General features: G+C 42.9%; 20 protein-coding genes. 8 read left to right on the top strand and 12 right to left on the bottom strand.

Annotation, left to right across the window (positions count from 1 at the left end):
* Nucleotides 1-2 precede the first annotated feature (2 nt).
* Nucleotides 3-182, bottom strand: a complete 180-nt coding sequence (locus V202x_RS00465) for a hypothetical protein (RefSeq protein ID WP_145170188.1) — start codon at nt 180-182, stop codon at nt 3-5.
* Between the two features lie 338 nt (nt 183-520).
* Nucleotides 521-1663: an HlyD family secretion protein gene (locus tag V202x_RS00460; RefSeq protein WP_197993147.1), complete on the bottom strand. Its 1143-nt coding sequence runs from the start codon at nt 1661-1663 to the stop codon at nt 521-523.
* Between the two features lie 477 nt (nt 1664-2140).
* Here V202x_RS00460 and V202x_RS00455 point away from each other — a divergent pair, with 477 nt between their 5' ends.
* The 4 genes from V202x_RS00455 (at nt 2141) to V202x_RS00440 (ending at nt 6536) form a co-directional block, all read left to right on the top strand.
* A complete protein-coding gene (locus V202x_RS00455) occupies nt 2141-2845 on the top strand; it encodes an orotidine 5'-phosphate decarboxylase / HUMPS family protein (protein ID WP_145170184.1) in 705 nt (234 codons plus the stop codon).
* Nucleotides 2846-2859: 14 nt separating this feature from the next.
* Nucleotides 2860-3885, top strand: a complete 1026-nt coding sequence (locus V202x_RS00450; RefSeq protein ID WP_145180270.1) for a zinc-binding dehydrogenase — start codon at nt 2860-2862, stop codon at nt 3883-3885.
* Between the two features lie 93 nt (nt 3886-3978).
* Nucleotides 3979-4860, top strand: coding sequence for a sugar phosphate isomerase/epimerase family protein (locus tag V202x_RS00445; RefSeq protein WP_145170182.1), 882 nt, complete (start codon nt 3979-3981; stop codon nt 4858-4860).
* Between the two features lie 257 nt (nt 4861-5117).
* Nucleotides 5118-6536 carry a HEAT repeat domain-containing protein gene (locus V202x_RS00440; protein ID WP_145170180.1) on the top strand — a complete coding sequence of 473 codons (1419 nt, stop codon included), beginning with the start codon at nt 5118-5120 and terminating at the stop codon, nt 6534-6536.
* Nucleotides 6537-6542: 6 nt separating this feature from the next.
* Here V202x_RS00440 and ggt read toward each other — a convergent pair whose 3' ends face one another.
* Nucleotides 6543-8318, bottom strand: coding sequence for a gamma-glutamyltransferase (gene ggt / locus V202x_RS00435; RefSeq protein WP_145170178.1), 1776 nt, complete (start codon nt 8316-8318; stop codon nt 6543-6545).
* Between the two features lie 279 nt (nt 8319-8597).
* Here ggt and mtaB point away from each other — a divergent pair, with 279 nt between their 5' ends.
* The 3 genes from mtaB to V202x_RS00420 all read left to right on the top strand — a co-directional run bounded on the left by mtaB (nt 8598) and on the right by V202x_RS00420 (nt 11105).
* Nucleotides 8598-9896 carry a tRNA (N(6)-L-threonylcarbamoyladenosine(37)-C(2))-methylthiotransferase MtaB gene (gene mtaB, locus V202x_RS00430; protein ID WP_145170176.1) on the top strand — a complete coding sequence of 433 codons (1299 nt, stop codon included), beginning with the start codon at nt 8598-8600 and terminating at the stop codon, nt 9894-9896.
* 83 nt (nt 9897-9979) lie between these two features.
* Nucleotides 9980-10648, top strand: coding sequence for a thymidylate kinase (locus tag V202x_RS00425; protein WP_145170174.1), 669 nt, complete (start codon nt 9980-9982; stop codon nt 10646-10648).
* Nucleotides 10649-10805: 157 nt separating this feature from the next.
* On the top strand, nt 10806-11105 hold the full coding sequence (locus tag V202x_RS00420) for a hypothetical protein (protein WP_144979748.1): 300 nt from the start codon (nt 10806-10808) through the stop codon (nt 11103-11105).
* A 12-nt stretch (nt 11106-11117) separates the two neighbouring features.
* On the opposite strand, the gene V202x_RS00415 is transcribed toward V202x_RS00420, so the two are convergent.
* From V202x_RS00415 to trpC, 9 genes are all read right to left on the bottom strand, one after another.
* A complete protein-coding gene (locus tag V202x_RS00415) occupies nt 11118-12731 on the bottom strand; it encodes an NAD(P)/FAD-dependent oxidoreductase (protein ID WP_145170172.1) in 1614 nt (537 codons plus the stop codon).
* A 160-nt stretch (nt 12732-12891) separates the two neighbouring features.
* Nucleotides 12892-13602 carry a lysophospholipid acyltransferase family protein gene (locus tag V202x_RS00410; protein ID WP_197993145.1) on the bottom strand — a complete coding sequence of 237 codons (711 nt, stop codon included), beginning with the start codon at nt 13600-13602 and terminating at the stop codon, nt 12892-12894.
* A gap of 175 nt (nt 13603-13777) precedes the next feature.
* The gene (locus tag V202x_RS00405; protein ID WP_145170168.1) at nt 13778-15163 is read right to left on the bottom strand and encodes a sigma 54-interacting transcriptional regulator; all 1386 of its coding nucleotides are present in this window, start codon (nt 15161-15163) and stop codon (nt 13778-13780) included.
* A gap of 94 nt (nt 15164-15257) precedes the next feature.
* Nucleotides 15258-16349, bottom strand: coding sequence for a sugar kinase (locus V202x_RS00400; protein WP_145170165.1), 1092 nt, complete (start codon nt 16347-16349; stop codon nt 15258-15260).
* An 830-nt stretch (nt 16350-17179) separates the two neighbouring features.
* Entirely contained in the window at nt 17180-18328 is a 1149-nt protein-coding gene (locus V202x_RS00395) for a hypothetical protein (protein WP_145170163.1), read from the bottom strand.
* 134 nt (nt 18329-18462) lie between these two features.
* Nucleotides 18463-19476, bottom strand: coding sequence for a zinc-dependent alcohol dehydrogenase family protein (locus V202x_RS00390; protein ID WP_145170161.1), 1014 nt, complete (start codon nt 19474-19476; stop codon nt 18463-18465).
* Nucleotides 19477-19690: 214 nt separating this feature from the next.
* A complete protein-coding gene (locus V202x_RS00385; protein ID WP_145170159.1) occupies nt 19691-20359 on the bottom strand; it encodes a type III secretion system chaperone in 669 nt (222 codons plus the stop codon).
* A gap of 181 nt (nt 20360-20540) precedes the next feature.
* On the bottom strand, nt 20541-21152 hold the full coding sequence (locus V202x_RS00380; protein ID WP_145170157.1) for a phosphoesterase: 612 nt from the start codon (nt 21150-21152) through the stop codon (nt 20541-20543).
* A 57-nt stretch (nt 21153-21209) separates the two neighbouring features.
* Nucleotides 21210-21998 (bottom strand): indole-3-glycerol phosphate synthase TrpC, encoded by a 789-nt coding sequence (gene trpC, locus V202x_RS00375; RefSeq protein ID WP_197993144.1) that lies wholly within the window; start codon nt 21996-21998, stop codon nt 21210-21212.
* Between the two features lie 237 nt (nt 21999-22235).
* On the opposite strand from trpC, the gene V202x_RS00370 reads away from it, so the two are divergent.
* Nucleotides 22236-23000 carry a CPBP family intramembrane glutamic endopeptidase gene (locus tag V202x_RS00370; protein ID WP_145170153.1) on the top strand — a complete coding sequence of 255 codons (765 nt, stop codon included), beginning with the start codon at nt 22236-22238 and terminating at the stop codon, nt 22998-23000.
* Nucleotides 23001-23086: the final 86 nt, after the last annotated feature.

Below are 23086 nucleotides of genomic sequence, written 5' to 3'. Positions count from 1 at the left end.
TGTTATTCCTGATCTATGCGAAGCATTTCATCTAATATGACAGGGTGCCAGAGATCGTCGCGCTGCGATTGCTCTATGTAATTCTTTCTAGCCCAGGTGCGCAGCCGCATCTCCTCAATGGCATCGACTGAAAGTCTGTTTGTTTCTTGTGCCGAAAAAGAAATCGTAGCTGAAATACCCAACGGTCTACTCCTCACACATAATCTTGAGAATGAAACTCGTCGAACCAGCTTCCTGCAGCCGCGAGACCCTATTTGTTAAAGAACAAGCCTGAATGATCTCTCAAACTAAGGAAAGCCCTCATTTGGTTCCATCAGGCTGTGAGAGAGTGATTCAGGTTTCCGGTGAAGACCAATCCTGAAATTCGTCACCAGATTTGTCACATATTGTATCTAATCTGCCATAATTTCAAGCCGAAATTCAGTAACAAAGAACATTAATGACCGAAGATCAAATGATAATTAGAGTTAGAGTTTCGGCGCCGTTAAAGTCTAATACTGTTTTCTGCCCATAGACCTCTTTATTTTGCTAAAGAGACATCGACTGTACTACCCATAGGCAAATCGGGCCAAAGGCGTCCTGATGGCTCAATGTAAACCATAACAACACTTTCACGAAATCCCGGCTTGGAAACTGCTTGCTCTGAAATTTTGCTAACAGTTCCTGTTCCTTTAATGTTCCCAGAAAAAACGATCTTTACTGCTGTCCCCCGCTTAAAGAGGCTTAACTTTCGGGAAGGAACATCCACAAGCAAAAATGGACGTTCCTTATCGAATAGTTCTACAATCGGAGTGCCTTTCTGAACGGAGTCTCCGACTTCTTTTTTGAAGAATCCAACAACACCAAAACGATCCGCATTCAGTTGTAATGCATCGCGTTGGGATTCCAAGTTTTTCAGATCACTTTTGACCCGCTCCAATCGATTCATGATTACTTCAACCCCCATTGCCAGCCGGATCTGTTTGGGAAGTTTTTTTTGAATCGCCTTCAGCTCTTCCATCTGTTCTTCACAGAGTTTGACTCGGGCAGCAAACACTTCCGCAGAGTTACGAGCAGATTCCTGACGTAACATCGCCGTGATTCGGTTTTCATCAGGTAATCGACTTTCATAAACTAATGACCGAAAAACTTCTTCCTTTGAACCATTGCTGGAGATCGAATTATAATCTTGTAAAAAATCCTGCCATGCCAAATTGGTTATCTGGTGGATGTATTGCTCTTTAAGATATTGTGAGGACTTTAACTTGGCGTTAAAAACTTCGGATTCAATATCCTTATTTCGCAAAGCTAATTCCACTTCTGATTTCGCCTTTGATTGCTCAAGCTCGGCTTCAAGTGTAATTAATTCCTGCTTTTTTTGATTCCAGCTTCTATCTAAAGAATGATCGAAAAGAGTCAGAATCCGCTCTCCACTGGAGACAACCTGCCCTTCCTTAACATAGATCTCTTGAATCACTGCGTCGTTTTTAGCTATGATGATTGTTTTCGGAGCCTGCAATGAGCCAATGTAGGCCTCTACTCGAACACCTTTCACCCATTGTGAGCACCAAATTCCTCCAGCCAATGCAAGCATCAAAATAATCAATGCCCGAAATCCAAATGAAGAGGAATGTTCGTGCAAATCACTTTGAACTTGATAGTCATCCAATAATTCTGAAGGCATTTCTGGCTGTCCTAAAATCATCCAGCTTCATTTAATGGTATCGCTCGCGCTACACAATACATCACTTATCGAATCGGATTCTAAGCGACCAGAATTTACCTCAAATCCCGCAAAATACATCCTACCCTGGACATTCCTGTTAAACTGTAACGCCTACGAAACCTACAACCCAATTGGCTAGAAGTAAAACCAGTCATTTGTACACATTCCTTGGTCTTCCTAATCCACAACGAGGCCATCAGAAAAGACCTTCTATCACCTTGAAAATCCCTAATTACAAATCAATCAATTGAAGCTGATTGATTGCACTTTGCTTTAATACAGGCAAAGATCCAAAGGAGAAGTAGCAATACACGTGTGGTCGCAATTCCAGAATTCTTCCGTTAGGATGATTTGTAACTGTTCTTTGTTATTCTCAAATAGACACACATACAAAAACTTACAAACGCAACTGAAAATGAAAGTGAGATAGGTTTCATGAAGCCAATCGTACAAATCTCATTAGATCTGACCAACATACATGAAGCCCTGGAAACAGCGGCGATGGCGATACGAGCTGGTGTAGATTGGCTAGAAGCAGGAACTCCCTTAATTCTTGCCGAAGGCTTAAATTGTGTTCGGGAACTCAGAGCACAATTTCCGGAAACGCCCATAGTTGCAGACTTAAAAACAATGGATGGTGGTTATCTTGAAGCAGAAATGATGGCACAGGCAGGTGCAACCCATGTTGTTGTGATGTCGCGTGCTCATGCAGAAACCATCCACTGTGTCGTCAAGGCCGGTAAAGATCATGGCGTCAAAGTCATGGGAGACAACCTCGCTGATGACATGGTCTCAGCAGCCAGGAAGCTGGAAGACCTGGGCTGTGACTATGTAGTTCATCATGTCGGCTACGATGAACGCCGTGGGATTGCTGCCAGGGGAGAACGAATGCCAAGCCCGTTAGACCAATTAAAAGAAGTTGTGGAAGCGATCAATATACCCGTTCAGGCAGTAGGAGGGCTCTCATTGGAACAAGCCATCAGGACACCAGAGTACGGTGCCCCACTTGTCGTACTGGGAGCACCACTTACCATTGATGCCGATTCGTTCAAAACCGCCTCTGGGAATCTGGAAGACTCATTAAAATTAATCTGCGAAAAAGTACATGCTTACGGCGATGTTCCAATTGGAGGACAATAATGAGTCAGACAGAAATGACACAAACGGCTGTTGTGAATTATGCACCTGAGGCAAATTCGGTTGAGCTACAAGATATTCCAATTCCTGATTTCGGAGCAGACGAAGTGCTGCTGGAAGTTTCTGCCGTTGGAGTTTGTGGCAGCGATCTCCATCAATGGACGGCCGACCATAGTTGGCCTGTGAATTACCCAGTTGTACTCGGTCATGAATTTGCAGGAACCGTTTATAAAACAGGAAGCCTGATTAAAAATTGGTCAGAAGGAGATCGCGTTGTGAGTGAAACAGCAGCGGTGATCGACTTGGATAATCCGATGTCTCGAGAAGGCCGTTACAATCTGGACCCAACACGAAAAGGCTTTGGATACGGCGTCAACGGTGCAATGACTCGATTCGTACGCGTTCCAGCACGCTGTCTTCATCGCGTCCCCGATCGCTTACCATTAGAAAGAGCGGCACTTACTGAACCCTGCTGTGTTGCCTTTAATGCTGTGGTAATGAATGGAGAGATTCAACCGGGCGACCGTGTCGTCGTGTTTGGACCTGGCCCGATAGGTTTACTTTGTGCAGCCATGGCACGACTACAGGGCGCTGAAGTTGCTGTTGTTGGTCTGGAACGAGATAAAGGACGTTTGGAAATTGCCGAACGCTTCTACGGTTGCCAACCCATAATTGACGGGCTCGATGAGTGGGCTATGGAAACAGATGGTCTAGGCGTGAACGGCGTAGTCGATGCAGCCGGTGTCTCTATTACACTAAAAAAGTCTTTGGACATTGTGCGACCGGGTGGCTGGATCAGCAAAGTAGGTTGGGGGCCTCAGCCCTTGGGGTTTTCTTTAGATCCCTTGGTACAAAAAAACATCAGGTTGCAAGGCAGCTTCAGCCACAATTGGCCCATTTGGGAGCGTGTTATTCGACTGCTGACAACGGGCCAGTTAAACATAGAGCCGATCATTGGTGGAACTTGGTCATTAAATGAATGGCACACTGCTTTTAAAATCATGCATTCCGGGGAAATTGTGAAAGCAGTACTGACCCCATAAACCGATGAGAGAGTTCAGACGACTTACTTTATCTCAGGAAAAGTAACTCCATCTATTTTCTATTCCTTCAACTTTAATTTGGTGGAACATTCCATGCCAAAATTAGCTGCGTTTCCTAAAGCCTTTATGGATGAGTTATGTGTTTCCGGAGAAATGACGCTTCGGCAGTGGATCGATTTGGCAACTACTCTTGATATTGATGGACTGGAATTTTATGCCGGCTTCCTGGAAATGAAGGATCAGAAATTTTGGTCGGAAGCGAAAAAAATGGTAACTGATCAGGGGTTAGAAATCCCCATGATGTGTTGTTCACCCGACTTTACCCACCCTGATGAATCATTTCGAAACAAACAAATCGAAGCTGAAAAATTCTGGATGGAAATGACGGCAGCATTGGGAGGGAAATATTGTCGGGTACTTTCAGGTCAAAGACGTCCGGAAGTCTCGCGTGAAGCAGGCATTCAATACGCGGTTTCTTCAATCGAAGCTTGCCTTCCCTTGGCTGAAAAATTGGGAATCACATTAATTATCGAAAATCATTACAAAGACAACTATTGGGAGTATCCAGAATTTGCCCAGATGGCCGATGTTTTCTGTGAGCTTGTGTCTCGCATTGATTCTCCAAATTTCGGTGTCAACTACGACCCTAGCAATACCATCCTGGCGGGAGAAGATCCATTAGAATTACTTGAGCGAGTGAAACATCGGATAGTCACCATGCATGCCAGCGACCGTTACTTAATTGAGGGCACTATTGAAGATTTACGAAAAGAAGAAAATAGCTTGGGATATGCAAGCCGACTGAGCCACGGTGTCATTGGCCAAGGACTCAATGATTATGATGCGATCTTCTCCCAACTGAAGGAAGTCGGTTTTGACAGTTGGATTAGTATCGAAGATGGCGTCAACGGGATAGAGGAATTGCAAAAAAGTGCAACTTTTCTCAGGGCAAAGGTGTCTCAATATTGGGGATAGTATCAATTGCACTGGCAAATAGAAAGTTTTGGTAAAATAGAGAGCCCCATTAGCATTGCATATACGTTCTAACAGAGATATCGTATATACATCTGGACTTGATTAGAATGACGATTTAATAAGAATCTCTCTTTATAACCAGACAAATATACCTTACCCACCTGATCTTCTACCTATTAAGCGCACGCTGCTCTATTACATATAGTACTCAGTAGTGTTAATTCTTCCAAAAACAAGAAAAGCAGAACCAAACACCTATGTTGGCCTTCATTCATAAAACAACTTTTTTTCCTTTCCTAATTAGCGTGGCATTTCTTCTTAATGGATGCGGTGGATCGAATTCGAATAATCAACGTTCAGCAAAATCGAATCCGTTTGCCCCTTCGAATGGTAATTTTGCTCCAGCACGACCTCGGACACCAAACAGGTCAAACACCGAACGGACTCAACAGTCTCCTGACGAGAATTCCAACATCATTTCACAGCAGAAAACGGGATCTGTTAAAAAGATCACCAAACCAAAAGTCAACGCTACATCAAATCAAACCAATATTATCACAGAGACCCGTAAAAGAACTTTAGATAGCAAAAGTCCGGGAGTGGCCATCATTGTGCGTGGCGTCAGTGGAGATGAACCAATGGCATTGCCAATTCTCCAAAAAGAGATTCGCTCATCGATTTTGAACCCATCAACTAACAACTTACAAAAACAGGGCGCTCTTACAGAGTCCTCTCAACAAGATTTTGAAAATTTTGTTTTTAATAAACAACTCGTTGTGGTTGTGCGCCCCGTTCCAAATGATCTATTTGCATTTGCTCAAAAGCTCAACTGGGGAAAGGTGAAAGAAATCGATTTACAAAATCGAATTATCACTGTGGATACACAACTCCAACAACTCAACTCTACATTACTTAAGAACAAAGCGGCTGCTATGCAGTCAGAGCCTCCTGTCAAGGTATCTGCGAATACGAATTCCGTAAAAAATAATGCAACAGAAAATCCTACCAGACCAATGATGAAAACTCCCGAAAAGAAGCCTGGAAACTCTAATGATCGTGACTTAAAACCTCGTTCCGGTGAAGAAACGATCGACTGGGCTTTGCGTGTAATTGCTGGTTCCAGCCCGTTTGCACACGACACCGCCTGCAAACAATTGGCTCGTATGACACCAGACGATAGTCAACTTCAGCGTGTTTCATCTGTCTTGGCTGCGACATTACCCTTAGCCAAAGAAGGGTTTCGGATGAAGGAGCACGTCAATGCCATGGCGGTTTGGTATACGAAAGAAGCAACAATGGCATTTGCAGTCCTACTCGCTGATGAAAAATCAGTATTGGTACGTGAAGAAATCATTGAACTTCTTCCGAAAATTCACTCGGAAACAACTGCTGAAGTTCTTGTAGGCCGGCTTTCAAATCGAGAAGATTTGAAAGATGCCCGACAGGCACTTAAAATCATGGGGCAAATTGCAGAAAAACCAGTAATTCGGTTATTAAACCACCCTAACTCCTCACTGAGAATTGAAGCTTGTAAAATACTTCAATCAATAGGTACTCAGGAAGCAGTCGAAGCTCTTAAAATACGCGCTGAAGTTGAAGAGTCCAACGTCGTCAAACAACTCCTGTCAGAAACGCAGGCTGGCATTCAATCGAAATTGTCAAAGCCAGAAAAGTAAGGCAATTCAATAGCCGGCAGCAGCCCCATGTTTTCGAGAGTCGCTCTGGCCACGTAGACCATCTGATTGACGAGATACTGCTTGAGTGGCGGCGATTCCGGAACTCTCTTTAATACGATGTCCGAACTTCTTCAGCTTGGAACCGTTCTGATTAAATAGTTTTGATTCGAGTACTAGGTCATTGGGCATCCATTGATGGTGAATGCGCGGAAATTCGACGGCCTGTTCCGGGGGCAATCCATATACAATCATGTTCAATAAAACCTGGAGTGTACTGGAAATAATTCTGGGACCTCCAGAGGCACCCGCTGAAAATACTGCTTTTCCATCCTTAGTTACAATTGTAGGTGACATACTGGAAAGAGGTTTTTTTCCAGGTTCGATTTCATTTGCTTTACTTTGAATCAACCCAAAGGCATTAGGTTTGCCAGAAATCGCTGCAAAATCATCCATCTCGTTATTCATCACGATTCCATATTCTGGAATCACCACTTTACTACCAAATGTCAAGTTAATTGTCTCGGTACAAGCCACCGCATTTCCAGCTGCATCCATCACCGAAAAATGGCTAGTCCCTGCATCCTGGGGTGGAATATAACGACCGTAGTCTTTCAACGGTTTGGTTTGCTCAACATTGATGCGTGATGCTAACTGTTTTGCATAGTTCTGATTTGTTAATCGTTGAATTGGAACAGGTACAAAATCAGAATCTCCCAAGTATTCTGCACGGTCCGCATAGGCGTGTTTCATGACTTCCGTCAACAAATGAATTTGCTTGGGAGAGTGAATTTGTAGTTTTCCAAACGAATACCCTAATAACTCCTTTTCTAAAGATTTGATCATGTTGAAAGACTCTATTATGGCAATGCCTCCGCTGGAAGGTGGAGGCATTGTTAAGATTGTATATCCATTGAAGTTTGTAGTAAGAGGTTTTCGAATGACTGGCTGAGTTTTCATCAAATCCTCAAGAGTCAATATGCCTCCATGTTGCTTTCCACAAGCTTTAACCATGGCATCAGCAACGGGGCCCTCGTAAAAACCAGCCCAACCTTTTTCTGCAATTAATTCGAGTGACTTTAATTGCGGACTGAAAAAACGATCGTTTTCTTTCCAGGGCTTACCTTGATTCAAATACTCATCAAACAGTATTTGAAATCGTTTAGGATTCAAAGTTCCATTTTTAATTCGCCTTAACATGGTATTTTGAATTGACCTCATGTGATCATTGATAGGTACTCCTTTTCTCGCCATCAAAATTGCTGGCTGTATCACGGTCTTTAAATCTAAAGTTCCATATTCTTTCACGGCATAACATAATCCGGCCACGGTGCCTGGAACTGCCACTGCCAAAGGTCCCTGACGGCTAGCTAATTTACGCTGTTCATCAGTACTTGGTAGCTTAGCATACATGTCTGGAGTCGCGGCGGCAGGAGCTCTTTCCCGATAATCAATGACGATAGATTTCTGCTGCCTTTCATCCCAGATCACCATAAAGCCGCCTCCTCCCAGACCACAACTGGCTGGTCTGAGAACAGAAAGCGCAAAGGAAGTGGCAACGGCTGCATCCACAACATTGCCGCCTGCTTTAAGAATGGCGATTCCAGCCGCACTCGCCAAAGGATGATCTGCAGCGACAACCGCCTTTTGATATACTCTTTCCTGCTGATCTGTAGGTGGAGTTTCTGAAAATCCGAATTGTGGATTGCAAAAAACAGCAATGATTAACGTAAAACTTAACATGATATTCGTAAAAGATTTACGACTGTAAAATTTTATAAACATGTAATACCCTTTGAGCATCGATTCGCAGTGGGGTAGTAATTGTAATAAACGATGCAGACAATCTAGTACTGCCACTCGAAGTCTGGTTTCACTCTGATTATACTATTCGATCTGACCTGATTGAATTCCAGATTTAACCTTGGGACATCTTTTCAGTCGGTAATTAATACGAATTTTATTTTGAGAGCTTCTGAACAGACACTCTTAAAATATCGCTAGAGTGAAGATCAATCTAACTAGATATAAGAATCCCTTTTCCTAAGCAACCCTTGATTCATCATGACACTCACAACTTCAAAAGCTGACAAAACATGCCAATTGGTAACTCTTGGCTGCAAGGTGAACCAATACGAAACTCAGCTGGTAAAAGAAACTCTGGAAAAAAATGGCTATCGCGAAGCATCAGCAAACGAAACAGCGGATCTCTGCGTTGTTAATACGTGTACCGTTACGGCAACAGGGGATTCTAAAGGACGTAAGTTAATTCGTCAGCTCTCAAAGAATAATCCTGGGACGAAAATTCTGGTTATGGGTTGTTATGCAACTCGAGATCCAAAAACGGTCTCTGAATTACCAGATGTATTTGAAGTCGTCACCGACAAACGAGAACTGCCAGATATCCTTGAACGGCATGGGATTGTCGATATGCCAACAGGTATCTCTGAATTCGAAGGGCGAAAGCGGGCTTACGTAAAGGTTCAGGACGGATGCATTTTACGTTGCACTTATTGCATCATTCCTAAAGTACGGCCCGGTTTGCAAAGTCGTTCTCCACAAGATATCGAAGAAGAAGTTCGACGTCTGGTGGGAAATGGTTTCCGAGAAATAGTTCTCACGGGTATCCACGTTGGTCATTTTGGCGTAGACACGACACGGGGAAAATCAGGACTGCCACCATTTCGACTTTGGCACCTGTTTCGAAAGCTTGACCAAATTCCCGGTGATTGGAGAATGCGACTTTCCAGCGTAGAAACCGCGGAAATCAATGATGACTTCATTTCAGCAGCCGCTGATTGTGAACACCTTTGCCCTCAGTTTCATCCTTCACTTCAAAGCGGATCAGACACAGTCCTGCGTCGTATGAAACGGCGATACCATGTCAGTCGATTTCTGGAAAAATTGCAAATGATGCGCGAACGCTTAGATAATCCGTCGTTCACAACTGACGTAATCATAGGATTTCCTGGTGAAACAGATGCAGAATTCGAGCAAACCATTCACGCCTGTCAGGAAGCAGCGTTCATGAAAATCCATATTTTTCCTTTCAGTGCAAGAAAGGGTACTCCTGCTGCGACTTATGAAAATCAAATTTCCCCTGAAGTTCGCCAGAACCGCTGTCAACAATTAGCAGAAATCGAACGGAGCTTAGCAAAGAATTTCTATCAAACGTTAATAGATCAAAATCTACAAATCCTTGTTGAACGAGAATCTGAAGACCGCTCAGGATGGGTACGTGGTACTGACCGCTGGTATGCTCCCGTAGAATGCCGTGGCTCTAAGGTTGACATTGGCAAATTTGTGAATGCATTTGGCGCCAGAGCGCACCGTGAATACCTCGAAGCAGAACGAATTTTCTAAGAAGATTGATTCGAATTTGTGGTCGAAGCCCTCCATCAAGTTGAATTCCGTTTGTTTAATATTATAAAAAAGAAAGATTTTGAGTGTCATTGTTAATTGCGATAGAAGGCATTGATGGTTCAGGCAAAGGAACACAGGCAGAGAGATTGCTTGCAAAATTAAAGCAAGAAGGAATCGCTGCAAGCCTGGTCGGTTTTCCCCGCTACGATCAAACACTATTTGGTAAGTCCATTGGAGATTTTTTAAATGGGCGTTTCGGACAACTTGATGAAGTTAATCCGTTCCTTGCATCGCTGCTGTACGCCGGAGATCGTTTTGAATCTCGAGACCATATTCTCAAAATGATTGAATCCACGCAGGTCGTTATATTTGACCGCTACATACCTTCTAATATCGCACATCAGGGGGCAAAGCTCTCTGGCAAAGAGCGGAGCGAATTTATTCAATGGATTGAGCAAATCGAATATCAGATATTTGGTTTGCCTCGATTGGATTTGGCGATTCTTTTGGATTTGCCCGCAGACTACGCTCAGAAACTCGTAGCAGAAAAGCAGGCTCGCTCTTATACCGAAAAAATCGCCGACCTACAGGAAGCCGATCAATCGTACTTAGCAAACGTCAGACAGGTCTACCTGCACCTGGCTGAAGTAAATCAGCATTGGCGAAAAATTAATAGCTTGAATGAGGATCAACTGCGATCCATTGATGAGATAGGAGACGAAATCTGGTCTCATGTTACTTCGTTACTCTGAAAACAAGCACTTTCAGATCTTTGTTCAGCGCCTATTTGAACACAAATTAATTTGGTTCAATCTTAATGAAAGCTGAATGAAAAATACTCTTGACCCTCTGCTAGATTAGCCTGTCTAATATCAATGTTCTTTGATCTTTGGAAGGGAGACAGGAATCGTGAAACGCGCTCCAGGGCAACTCACATTAAGAGAAATGTTTTCTGATACCGAGCGACTTGCCTCTGAACTAATCGAACATTTGGATTTGGGATTTATACCCATGAATGAGCAATTAATTCGCTTGGTTCGGGTTGTGCCTGATGGGATTGAAAAACGACGCGTGGAAGATGTCAGTGTACGCAATCAAGCCGCAGATTTATTGAAAAGCGAGAATTTTACGCAAGAACTTTTCGAAAAATTGGATGAATATCTGAAAGCCATTGATGAATCTGTGAGCCAGATCATTAGTGGCGAATAAGTTTCTTCCCCATTATTGTGAAGCTTTCAGTTCCAAAGATGCGAACTCTTCCACTATTTTTTTAGCACTCAAAAGACCATCGACTGCCGCAGATACAATACCGCCGGCATATCCTGCCCCTTCGCCTACAGGGTATAAACCTCGGAACTCTGGAGCCTGATACGTCTGACGGTCACGATCAATTCGAATAGGAGAACTGCCGCGCATTTCAGGACCCGCTAAGATGGCATTCTTCAGAAATGCACCGCGCCATTTCTGATCCATAATCGGCAATCCATTCTGAATTTGAGAAATCACAATCGGGGGTAGTACTGAATTCAAGTTCGCAGTGACCACTCCCCGTTGATATGTACCCTGATATCGAAAACCTGCTTCTGTTTTTCGCTGCTTAAGAAAATCACGCGTACTTTGAATGGGACATAAATAATTTTTTTCTCCCAACTCGAAGGCAATCGATTCATATTTTCTCTGGAGTTCTATGCCTGCCAGAGGATGGTCGCTCCCGAATTCCTCGGGATAAATGGTCGTCATGATCCCACTATTAGCATATCCGGTATCATGCCTTGAATTACTCATGCCATTTGTACAAAACATATTTGGTTCTGAAACACTGGGCATTACAATTCCGCCAGCGCACATGCAAAAAGTATAAAGATCACGTTTTCCTTTCGTAATCATCGTGTAGTCGGCAGCCCCCAAAAGTGAAAGATACTCCTGGCGACCGTATTTGTGTTCATTTACTTGATTTTGAGGCTGTTCGATTCTGAGCCCCAACTGAAATGCTTTACGAAACATGGGAACTCCCAGATCGTATAGCATCTGGTAAGTATCGCGGGCACTATGACCGATTCCTAAAATCACATGAGCTGTTTTAAGATAACCTGAAGATGTCATCACTCCCTGAACTTGGCCATCAACAACATCGAGTCCTTCCAAACGACATTCAAATCGAAACTCTCCTCCCATCGCGTCTATTTTACGACGAAAGTTTCGACATATCATTGGAAGCTTATTACTTCCCAAGTGAGGGCGGTGTTCATAAATGATTGAAGACCGCGCTCCACAATCTACAAAACGTTCGAGAACCCACTGGACGTCAGGCCCACTAAGCCGACAGGTCAGTTTCCCATCACTGAAACAACCTGCCCCACCTTCTCCAAAGAGGTAGTTATTTTCGTTCTGAAAATCGCCCCCTTTATCAAAACGTCTGATTTCAGGTACACGTTCTTTGACAGGAAAACCACGCTCAATTATTAACGGGCGATACCCTTTTAAAGCTAAAAAATATCCCGCAAGTAACCCGGCAGGACCAGAACCGACAATAACAGGCCTTTCAGAAAAAGGCTGCTTGCCACAGAGGGGATCATCAAATTCAACTGCTGAATATTTTTGAATCGATGAATCTTCACGAAGATTTCTGAGTATTCCTGATTCGTCTGGTACGCTCACTTCTGCAGAATACACGAAACACAAATCGTGGCTCGAACGCGCATCCAGGCTTTTTCTAATGATTCGATAGCTCTGGACATCTGAAGTATTGATCCCCAATTTTTGAGCAACATGAGTGGCAAGCTCTATTTCGGGTATTTCTACTGGCAAACGAATATTAGTTACTTTAAGTGACATAGAACTGAAACCGGAATCAAACAAACGCGGAAGCAAGACGCGAGATCATGTCAAGCAATTCGACATGTTATACTGCTTAGGTAAGCGAATGCAATTTTGATGCTCGGAAACAGTTATAAATGCAGAAAATACTTAGAAAAGCTGCCCCAAAAAGAATGGCTCAGGCAGCTTTCTTGAAAGAAACGGTTTCGCAGTCTTCATCATCTTTCTTGTCTGAAAAAAGCTGATTTAGTTCGCGTTCCAGATCTTCCATTTTTGTCTGAACTAGTTCTGTGTAATAGTCCATCTCTTCACGAGAAATATTTTGCGGAACTGGGATGGGTTGTCCGACAAGATAATAGACTTTGGAAAATGGTTTCGGAATCCAGATACTTGTCCAGCTTCCCTGGAATTTCCAATAGCGTGTCGCTGTAAATGCAGTCGGAATGACTGATCGCCCTGAATGAGACGCTAAAAAAATAATACCGGGCTTCATCTTATGATGAGGCCCTCGTGGGCCATCAGGGGTAATGACGATATGTTTCCCCTCTGCCAACTTGATTAATTTTTTGATCGCACTGGCTCCTCCCCGAGTGGTAGAGCCACGGATTGCCCCCATACCGGCGGCTTTTAACATTGCTTCAATCGTATCAGCATCTCGATGCTGACTGATGAGCGCCACACTGTTATGTTCCACAGCGCAAAAAAGTGGTGGAATGACAGAGTCGTGCCAGACACTGTATAGGTAGCGGTCGCTCCCTGTATCAGCAAATGGACAACGATCAATACTATCGCCGACGAACTCAAGACGCGTGGTCTTGAAGATCAATCGGATTATGACAACAATCAAAGAATTGAGAACGCTTAATAAAGTTCGACTCTGAATTTTCAACCGATTACTCCTGTGCGGCATCTGCTATAGAACATTATGAAACTACGAATTGTAATCATGTTCTGATCTATGCAAATCCCAATTCTCAAACTCGCAATCTGGCCTCAAAAACCTGTTTTTTGATTGCCGCCATTTACCACAAACTACCTATATTTAACATGGTCTGGAAAAACGGCTACGATTGAAGTTCCTCATCATAACTAATGTTTAGTGCCTCCATACGACGATACAATTTTGCCCTGGTTAGTCCAAGTAGTCTGGCCGCTTCAGTTCGATTATTTTTAGATTGCTCCAAAGCACGAAGAATTTGCTCTACTTCAACCTGATGAAGAGTCTCTTCCAATGGTTTGATGACTGGCGACAAAGAAGGCCCGAGTCGTCGAGCATCAATCCCCGTTTTAAGTCGCAAAGGTAACGACTCCTGAGTAATCAAAATTTCTGATGTCGATTGGAATGCGGATTGGATGATCTTTCTCAGCTCGTCCAGATTCGCGGGCCAAAAGTAATTTTGAAACAAAGACAGTACCCCGGGAGCAAATCCGCTCACCTGTTTTTCTTGATATCGATTTTCATTTTCCAGGAAATGCTGCGCCAGGACCTCCAGGTCTTCTTTTCTCTCTCGCAAGGGAGGCAAATGGATCTCCATCGTTGTGATCAGATAGTAAAATTCCGGAAGAATCAATTCCTGATCTAAGAGTTCAGACAATGAAAAAGAACTAGCAGTTACTAATCGAACGTTGTCTTTGACAGTTGTCGGCTGATGTTTTGATAATATCAACTCTTGAATGTCCCGCGCAAGAGACTCGGCATGAGAAAGAAAAAGCATTCCAGGTTCCAAAGGCATTTTTTCTTCATAGTCTCTTTCAAAAATTTTCCCTATCGTTTGCTTCAATTCACGTGGAGGTAATTTATCACATTCCAGAGGGATAAATATTTTTCTCCGTTGATCACTTTCAAAATGAACGACTCTCGCCAAGTGTTCTTTTCCGGTACCCGGCTCCCCGTAAAAATGGATTGGTTGATTGCTGTGTACTGCCAACTCTAATTGTCGCAATGTACGCTGCATGGCATCGTTTTGTGCAACAATAGTTGAAAAATGAAATCGGTTTCTTAAAGACAATCGTAACGCTGCTAATTCTGCATGTAACTGTTGAGATGGAGATGTAGTAGGTAGAGTATGAGGCTCTTCGATTTGATCTATGATCCCCAGTACCAGCTTAGTTTGACCATTTTCATCAAGCAAAGGGTTGTAACGAATTACACAAGGTAACGTTTTGCCGCCATGTGTTAGAAGATAACGCGGTACTTCAGATTTGTTTCCCTTAAATACTTCTGGAGGTGGGCACAACAAATTACAAACAGACTCACACTCATCAGGATCCGTATCTACTGCATAATCACAAGTCTGCCCAATAATATCATCTGCCGACCATTCCAATATTTTTTCACAACCTTGATTGAAGAACAAAACCTTCCGCGAAGCATCAATCAGAAACAAAGGCGTGTCGAGAGAACTTAAACGAGTTTCCAGACGGGCAAGACGTCCTGTTCCTTTTTTCATACTTACCAGTACCTACCATCTGATTTCAGTCAGTCTACGGAATACATTTTATTGATTAAATCGATTCCTACACGACGCAAAATACTTTTGCCACCTATCTTTGAACACGACCTGATCCACTACCATTCATCAATGCTTCAATTTCTGCACGAGTTGAATAGTTAAAATCCCCCTGAATACTATGCTTCAGGCAACTAGCGGCTACAGCATAACGTATTGCAGTCTCTGCAGAAGAAAGCTCTGGTGTATTCAGAGCAAAAATCAAAGCGCCTGCAAAGGAATCACCAGCACCAACTCGATCGATGATGTTATGAATTTGATAACTGGAATATTGCCCATGCGCATCACATGGAGCAAAATAAGCTTGCTGCTGTGACTGATCATACAACACCGCTCCCCAGTTATTATGGCTGGCTGAAATGCTTTCACGCAGTGTGATTGCGACCTGTTTTACATTGGGATATTTTTCGGTGATTTGTTTTGCAACCGAAATATAACCTTTAATGTTTAACTCTCCCGATTCGACATCTGACTCAGGCGCGCTGATTCCCAATGATAAATCTGCATCTTCTTCATTGGCGATAATGAGATCGACATATTGAACCAGAGATTGCATCGTCTCTCTCGCTAACTCTTGTGGTTTTGTATTTGTTTTCCAGTTCCAGAGTTTCTTTCGGAAATTCAAATCGCAAGAGATCGTCACATTGCGCTGACGTGCTGTTTCTAAAGCCTTCAGAGATAAGCGTGCCGCAGATTCACTAATTGCGGGCGTAATCCCTGTGATATGAAACCAAGTTGCTCCTTCGAAAATTTGATCCCAGTCAAATTTCTCAGGAGAAGCCAAAGCAATCGAACTGAACTCGCGATCATAAGTTACCGTACCTCCTCGCTGATTGGCCCCCGTTTCGACGAAGTAGATACCAAATCGACCTGTTTTGCTCCGGTGGATCAAACTTGGGTCTACTCCTATTTTCCCCATTTCCTGAACGAGCGAATCTGTTATTAGGTTATCAGGAGAAGCGGTAACAAAAGCTGAGTTTCCTCCTTGAAGGGCAATAGAAACAGCGACATTGAGTTCACCACCACCGAAAGTAGATTCTAGAGTACCGGGTATCGATTGCCTGACTCGCAAAGAATTCTGAGGGGCCAATCTCAACATGACTTCACCAAATGTAACGACTCTCACACTAAACCTTCGTTGCTATACAGAAAAAATTATTGGACAACAATCTGTATTTAGCTTACCTTGGTCTGTTGAATCATTCCAGCACCTGTCTAAAAGTAGTAAATGCATTTACTATTTCAGGAAAAACGGTGGTCATAAGTGACGTGGTGTTGTGTGCTATTTCTATGAGTTGAAAAATACGATAAAATGCCAATCTGGTTCTCTATTTATTTTGATAAAAATTGTGTGGTGTGCCAAACAGTTGTCATACCCATTTTTTAAAATAGCATTATATTAGCATATCCTTCTTAATATGATTGGATCATTTAAAACAGGTGGCGGCAGTTTCGTCTAGCCCGTTCAGGGACTGAGATGGAGTTGAACGGGGTTGCCTGCATGGAACTGCCGCCCCTCTGTATTTACATATTACTAGAGTACGAGTTTATACTAATATCAAGTTACCTGCAAATCTCAGCCACTAAGTTGAGTAAATGTGGAGGGATTTAACTGTTAAGGATGATTGTTCAATATTAAGCGTCGGATTCGTTTTGACTTTAAAACCTAAGAAAAATAGAGTACAAAACTTAGTTTTTTTTTTGCACATAATTCGATGTATGGAGAAGCAATCCTATGTTCCATAATGAATCGGCAGTGATATGTCCGGCTTGTGAAAAGAAAATCACACCAAAATATGGAATCAATCAGTTCAGGCAGCAGGCTTCTCTGGAATATCAATCTAAACGGCTTGGTTGCTCTGTTGATTGCCCACACTGCGAGCATGTTTTTATTTATAAGGTATATCAGGAAGACAAAAAGGCCTCTTAGGATCTTCGAATCTTTTGAAAATCACCCTAGAACTTAAACATCGTACTTAGATTCAAAATCAATAGGCTGAGCACACCACAATAGCATATTAATGCCATTCTTTTTTGCGCAATTTGGCGGTAGCGGCTTAGAGGTTTTGCAAAGCAAACCTGTATCATTAATTTTGCGCAGACAAAACTTACTATCATGGATGAAATGACGACGATAATCGCTAATCCAAGATAGACTAAATGCACCGTAGGTATCATTCCCACCGATGATTCCTGGTGAATTTCAAGTAGTGAAATTAAGGTCTGCCATCGCATTCGAAACACAGACAAACCTGGAAATCCCATTAGGCCCGCTAACAAAAAAATCGCTGCACTGCCCAAATAGCGTTGATCACCAATCAGGCCTTGTATTTGATTCGGATAATTAACCTTTGATTGACCATCACCCAAACTATCCAGCAAGCAGGCCAGCCCCAAAATTGCCAAATAAGATAATAGCAATTCAGGAAAAAACTCTTTCATAGCATGAAGAATGGAACTTGCCTCGAACTCGTTCGAATCATGTCGCCACTTCCAACACATTGCCGAGAGTTGTGTGAAGAAAACACCGGTGAATTGCATTACAACTAAAGCCAAAATAGCCTTCAATTCTGTCGTAATTAATAAAAGCCCCGCTGTTGTAGTAAGCACAATTAATGCAAGGAAACCTAAAATCTGTTCTGTATCTACAAAAGAAACAACAGCGATTTTATCGACAAACAGAACTACAAATAAAAGACCCGAACAGATAAAAGCGAGAGCAGGCAATATTGAAGCCCAATATGACATCTCGTTCTGGATAATTCTCACGCAGAAATTGATCGGAATAGCACCCATTCGAAACACAGCACCAGTTAAAATCAAAAAGATTCCTAACGCCGGAACAGAGAGGTTCAATAACAAACTACTCTCCTTACCCATTCTTTGCAGTGCTTCGTGAATTACACTTAAGTTAGTCGATCCAATAGAAGCAGACAACAAGATAACGCCAGACAAAAGGATCGCTGTCATAGGTAGTGTAGATTTGAAATGCAGAAGTACCGTTTCCTTTTGAAATTCTAACTTGATACGACTGAGCGTAAACATCGAAATAAGAAACAGAACCAACTCGAAGCTGATGGCCAGAAAATAAAGATTATTGAACATTCTAAAAATCTACAATTAAACAAGAACTATGTTCTAAAGACTCTGTTTTTAGCTGGCACCTATCAAGACAATAACAAGCTGTAAATGAAATGTCACTTTTTTTATTCTGCGGCAAGAGTTAAAAAGAGGTTCACTCAGGTCTTTTGTCGGATAGAAAGCAATACCTTTCCAGATTTTCCTGTTTTCTCGGCTTCCGTCACTGCCAGATTAATTTGCTCAAGAGGAAATGTTTCTCGAATTTCAGTTGATAGCACTCCTTTCTGAATCAATGTGGTCAGATGGGCAACCAGTTTTATTTTTGCCGGTAAAGATAACGTTTCCATTTGACGGGCCAACCAGAATCCTTGAATGATCCCACCATTTCTAATCAATTCCCGCGATAGAAATTCCAAAGGCGCGTTTCCCAAAGAACCATAAAGAATGAATTTCGCCCGGTCTCCGAGCACTTTGACAATAGATGAAGCCGTCGGGCCTCCAATAGGATCAATGGCAAACTGAAGACTGCTACTCCCCAGAGTTTTGCGAATTTGATCTATTAATATGCGTTCATTATCATGTTCTGTGTTGTAAACAATGACATGTTTGGCTCCCAGTTTTTTCAATTGATCCTCCTGATCATGACGCCTGACAACATTGAGGGTCTGGAAGCCATAATAATTTCCCAATCGAATGACCATCTTGCCAACTGCTGATGCTGCCGCCGTTTGAAGCAGCCATTGATTTTTCGGTATACGTAGAATTTGCTTCACTAAAATATAAGCTGTAGCTGGATTGACAAAAAAAGTAGCGGAATCTTCCAATGATAATTTTGAAGAAACAGGAATAACAAACTGATTAGATATCGCAATTTTATCAGCCCAGTTACCAGTTTTTCGATTCAACACGACTACCCGCCGGCCTTTTAAGAGGGCACCGCGCAAACCACCTCCACTTGCCTCTACTACTCCGACACCTTCAAATCCTGGTGTAGCCGGTAAGTTAGGCCTCGTTGAGTAGCCACCTCTGATATTTAATAAATCAGAGGGATTCAAAGGGCTAGCCAGCATCCGTACCAGGATTTCTCCATCCGTTGGAATTGGTTCTTCAACCTCACAAACCTTAAGTACTTCAGCCGGTTCTCCAAACTGTTCAAAGCGGATCGCTCGCATAGACTATCTCTTTCACTTTCGAAGGGCAGCTCTGAATTGAGAGTTTAACAGGTCGCAGACAGGACAAGCAAGCAGCATAGAAAATAACATTCGGGTAAGATTTTCGGCATGATGTAAATAAAACACTCCTTGCCGCCATAGAGGCAACAAGGAGTGTTAATGATTCTTCAAAATCAAATCCGAATCGGATTAAGTGACTCTAGAGACTTTCACATTAATTTTGTTTCTTTGGAGTGAAATTAGATGCCCCCGATGCCGTCTGAGTAGGTCGAGCTACTGACTTTTTTTGAGCAGTGCCTTGAGACTGGGGAGCCGAGGAACGTTTCCAGTTGTCGGTTGACCAGTGTGGGTAATATTGAACAACACTGCTCCCCAAATCACTGAGAATGGCATGAAATTTTTTCGTCGTCATGTTCTGATTGGGAATCACACGCTGCAGAACAAATCGACGATTTGTAGCAATGTAAGCGAAAAATTTACCATTTCCCATGCGGTCATTATCAGACAGCAAACGCAGCATCGCCGTACGAGGCACATCGGCTGCACTTCTGGGAAGTGGGTCCAGCCAAGCCATCACCCAAACCCATTCACCATTCTCACTGAGAACGGCTGACATTGAGAGTTCCCACTCTTCCTTGTTTTGATTCGCTTTGAACTGAAAGTCATAGCGTTTTTTCTTCTTAGTTGTGTTTAAACCCATCGCTTTTAATAGGTTGCCCAGCTGTGCTTCAGAGATTTGGCCAGGATTTTTCTGGCTGGTAGTAATCGCCATTTTTTTTGAAACTGGTTGCTGGGCATACACTCCGGCTCCCAAAATTGCCATTACTGATAACACGGCCATAAAACAGCCAATGACGATCCATCCACGAAACGTGATTTTCATTTGAAGACACTCCTTTGTCACTTTAATAGTCTCATTCTTACATTTGTATATGCACGGTCTGCCCACATTCCTTCAGATGAGCAAACTGGCTGCACTGCATTTTAGAAAGCAGCCCTGCAATGGTTTATTTCATAGTTGAGTCAGATTCGCGTTCTCTACCGGCAATTTTTGCCGAGTTGAGTTAAGATAGTTCAAATAACCCTTTCAGGCAGATCTGAGACCATGTTTCGAACTGATCTAACTCTTGTAACAATTTTTCCGGTGAGTCAAACCCTGTCTTTATAATCGACTCTTCACGGGGTAGAACTTTGGGCAACTCTAGGTCAAATATGTGAACTATTCCCAAGTGGACCTTTCCGACCTCCGTTTCATCGTCATTAATCAGGCCTACACACTGTTCTGTATATCCAGTTTCCATTACGACTTCTTCATCAATCTCGCGTTCCATCCCCTCTCGGTAAGTAGATCCCGCTTTCGCATCGTCTTCTGAAGAAATATGCCCGCCAATTCCTATTGAACGTTTAGCATGCAACCGTTGTTCGCCTCCTTTGGAACCACGCGTATAATAAAAGATCTTTCCTTCATGCCGAAAAATACAGTATGGAATTAACTGTTTGAAACTGGGGTCTTCTTCAACTGTATCGCGAGGTCTGAAACTGATGTAAGTGGGATCGAATAAGGTTTTGAGATAAGAATCCACCTGACCATTAAACCCCTGAAAATAACCAACTTCATGGAAGAGAAGTGTGGGAACGACCATTACGTGCTCCACTTGTTGTTCCGTATTTGACATGTCTGATCCTTCTATGCTTTATTGACAGGTTGATTTATTGCTGAAAATGAAGTTGATTTAGACATTGGTTCCGAGCAGTTCGCTCACTTTTTCTCCGATATCAGGAGCGCGCATGAGAGTTTCTCCGACCAGGATACCTCCCACTCCTGAATTTTGCAGGCGAAGAACATCCTGCCGGTTTTGGATTCCGCTTTCACTAATAAGTAAACAATTTTGAGGGATTTCAGAACTTAATTGAATCGAGTGGTCGAGCGTTGTGACGAACGTCTTTAAATTACGATTATTAATGCCCAACATCGGAGGAGACAATTTTAATACTCGTTCCAAATTCTGTGGATCATAAATTTCCACCAAAGCTGACATCCCCAGTTCCTTCGCGTAAGCATACAAATCTTCCAACTGGTTGTCATCTAGACATTCAGCGATCAGGAGAACAGAGTCAGCACCTGCAACCCGGGCTTCCAGAATCTGATAACGTTCAATGATAAAATCTTTTCTTAACACTGGAATCGAAACAGCCTTGCGCACTGCTTTCAAGTAATCAAGATGGCCTTGAAAATAATGTTCGTCTGTTAGCACACTGATACAGGCAGCTCCCGATGCCTCATAGATCCGGGCTATGTCCACTGGATGAAAGTCGTCACGAATCAAACCTGCTGAAGGGGAAGCCTTTTTTACTTCCGCGATCATTCCCACAGGAGCATGTATTTTCAATGAGTTCACAAAATCCCGTATGGAGGGCGCATCTGTCAATTGTTCTGCCAATTGCTCGAAAGGCAGTCTCGCTTTTGCCTGACTGACTTCTATCTGTTTTGTGGCAATAATTTCTTCGAGAATATTATCCACGATTGTGATTTCGTACCTTAGAAAGCGGTTTCAAAAGCTCAATGATCTACCACGTAGCATAACTACCAAAGACACGAAGTACCACAGAGTCGGCAAAACCAATGCTGATTCGGCTTGTAATTCTTGTTTCCGATTACGACGATGGTTCCTTAACCGTTTTTCCTGTGTTATTTAAGGCTCCTCAGGTTGATTCCTACATCACTAATCCTGTTGACTTTACTACTGACGTTGCTGAGCATGCGCTACTGGTTTCTGCTCTTGAGAGCAAAGAGTGTGACGGCCCTTTTTCAGTTAAACCCAGATCGCTGCCAACTGGAAATCTCATTGCCGGTTATGCTTGCACTTCTCTGGATTTCCTTTCAGTTTATCAATTCGATCACCAGAGAATGGAATCAATGGCAGACAACAAGCATCAAACCGAACGTCATTTCTCTGGAAACGGTAATTGCATCCTGCATGATCACATTTTTCTTTGGGGTGGTAATCGTATGCACTCTGGCAGTATCCCACCATCACTCCCTGCAAAAATTAGGATTTCGTGCGAATGATAAAAGGGGCCAGCTTCGCGATGGATCAATCGGGTTTCTACTATTATTGATACCTGTCATGTCACTTCTCCTGGTGACCCATTCATTTCGAACGGAAGAGACAATGCATCCCTTCTTGCTCCTGCTGAAAGAACACCCGGAATTTTCAACCATCGCATGGATTTCTATCTCCGCCGTTGTCGTAGCGCCTTTATTTGAGGAATTGATCTATCGCGTCATTCTTCAAAGCTGGCTTGAAAATTTTCTACATCCAATCGTTGCCATCTCAATCAGTTCAGTGATCTTCAGTTTTGTGCATGGCTTCCCTGATTGCATACCCTTATTTCCATTAGCTTTCATACTGGGAACACTTTTTTATTACCGTCGGAGCTATGCTTCCATTGTTATGACGCATGCTCTATTTAATGGAATCAATCTTGCGTTTGCCTTGGCAAATCAGCAAAGTCCCGGTTAATGTCGCCGAAGACAAAAGTGATCAATTGACCACAATCTTCATTGGGGTTCACCTGATTTCGAAAAGAAGCTATCCTTCCCACCTCT

Source organism: Gimesia aquarii, assembly GCF_007748175.1.
Taxonomy (GTDB): domain Bacteria; phylum Planctomycetota; class Planctomycetia; order Planctomycetales; family Planctomycetaceae; genus Gimesia; species Gimesia aquarii_A.
This window is presented reverse-complemented; position numbering and strand designations above follow the sequence as displayed.

Bases quoted from the DNA above. Each gene is read 5' to 3' on its own strand.
- V202x_RS00395 (WP_145170163.1), bottom strand. From the start codon at position 18,328: ATGTTCAATAATCTTTATTTTCTGGCCATCAGCTTCGAGTTGGTTCTG.
- V202x_RS00390 (WP_145170161.1), bottom strand. From the start codon at position 19,476: ATGCGAGCGATCCGCTTTGAACAGTTTGGAGAACCGGCTGAAGTACTT.
- V202x_RS00385 (WP_145170159.1), bottom strand. From the start codon at position 20,359: ATGAAAATCACGTTTCGTGGATGGATCGTCATTGGCTGTTTTATGGCC.
- V202x_RS00455 (WP_145170184.1), top strand. From the start codon at position 2,141: ATGAAGCCAATCGTACAAATCTCATTAGATCTGACCAACATACATGAA.
- V202x_RS00405 (WP_145170168.1), bottom strand. From the start codon at position 15,163: ATGAAAAAAGGAACAGGACGTCTTGCCCGTCTGGAAACTCGTTTAAGT.
- V202x_RS00445 (WP_145170182.1), top strand. From the start codon at position 3,979: ATGCCAAAATTAGCTGCGTTTCCTAAAGCCTTTATGGATGAGTTATGT.
- V202x_RS00380 (WP_145170157.1), bottom strand. From the start codon at position 21,152: ATGTCAAATACGGAACAACAAGTGGAGCACGTAATGGTCGTTCCCACA.
- V202x_RS00450 (WP_145180270.1), top strand. From the start codon at position 2,860: ATGACACAAACGGCTGTTGTGAATTATGCACCTGAGGCAAATTCGGTT.
- ggt (WP_145170178.1), bottom strand. From the start codon at position 8,318: ATGTTTATAAAATTTTACAGTCGTAAATCTTTTACGAATATCATGTTA.
- V202x_RS00460 (WP_197993147.1), bottom strand. From the start codon at position 1,663: ATGCCTTCAGAATTATTGGATGACTATCAAGTTCAAAGTGATTTGCAC.
- V202x_RS00440 (WP_145170180.1), top strand. From the start codon at position 5,118: ATGTTGGCCTTCATTCATAAAACAACTTTTTTTCCTTTCCTAATTAGC.
- V202x_RS00415 (WP_145170172.1), bottom strand. From the start codon at position 12,731: ATGTCACTTAAAGTAACTAATATTCGTTTGCCAGTAGAAATACCCGAA.
- mtaB (WP_145170176.1), top strand. From the start codon at position 8,598: ATGACACTCACAACTTCAAAAGCTGACAAAACATGCCAATTGGTAACT.
- V202x_RS00370 (WP_145170153.1), top strand. From the start codon at position 22,236: ATGCGCTACTGGTTTCTGCTCTTGAGAGCAAAGAGTGTGACGGCCCTT.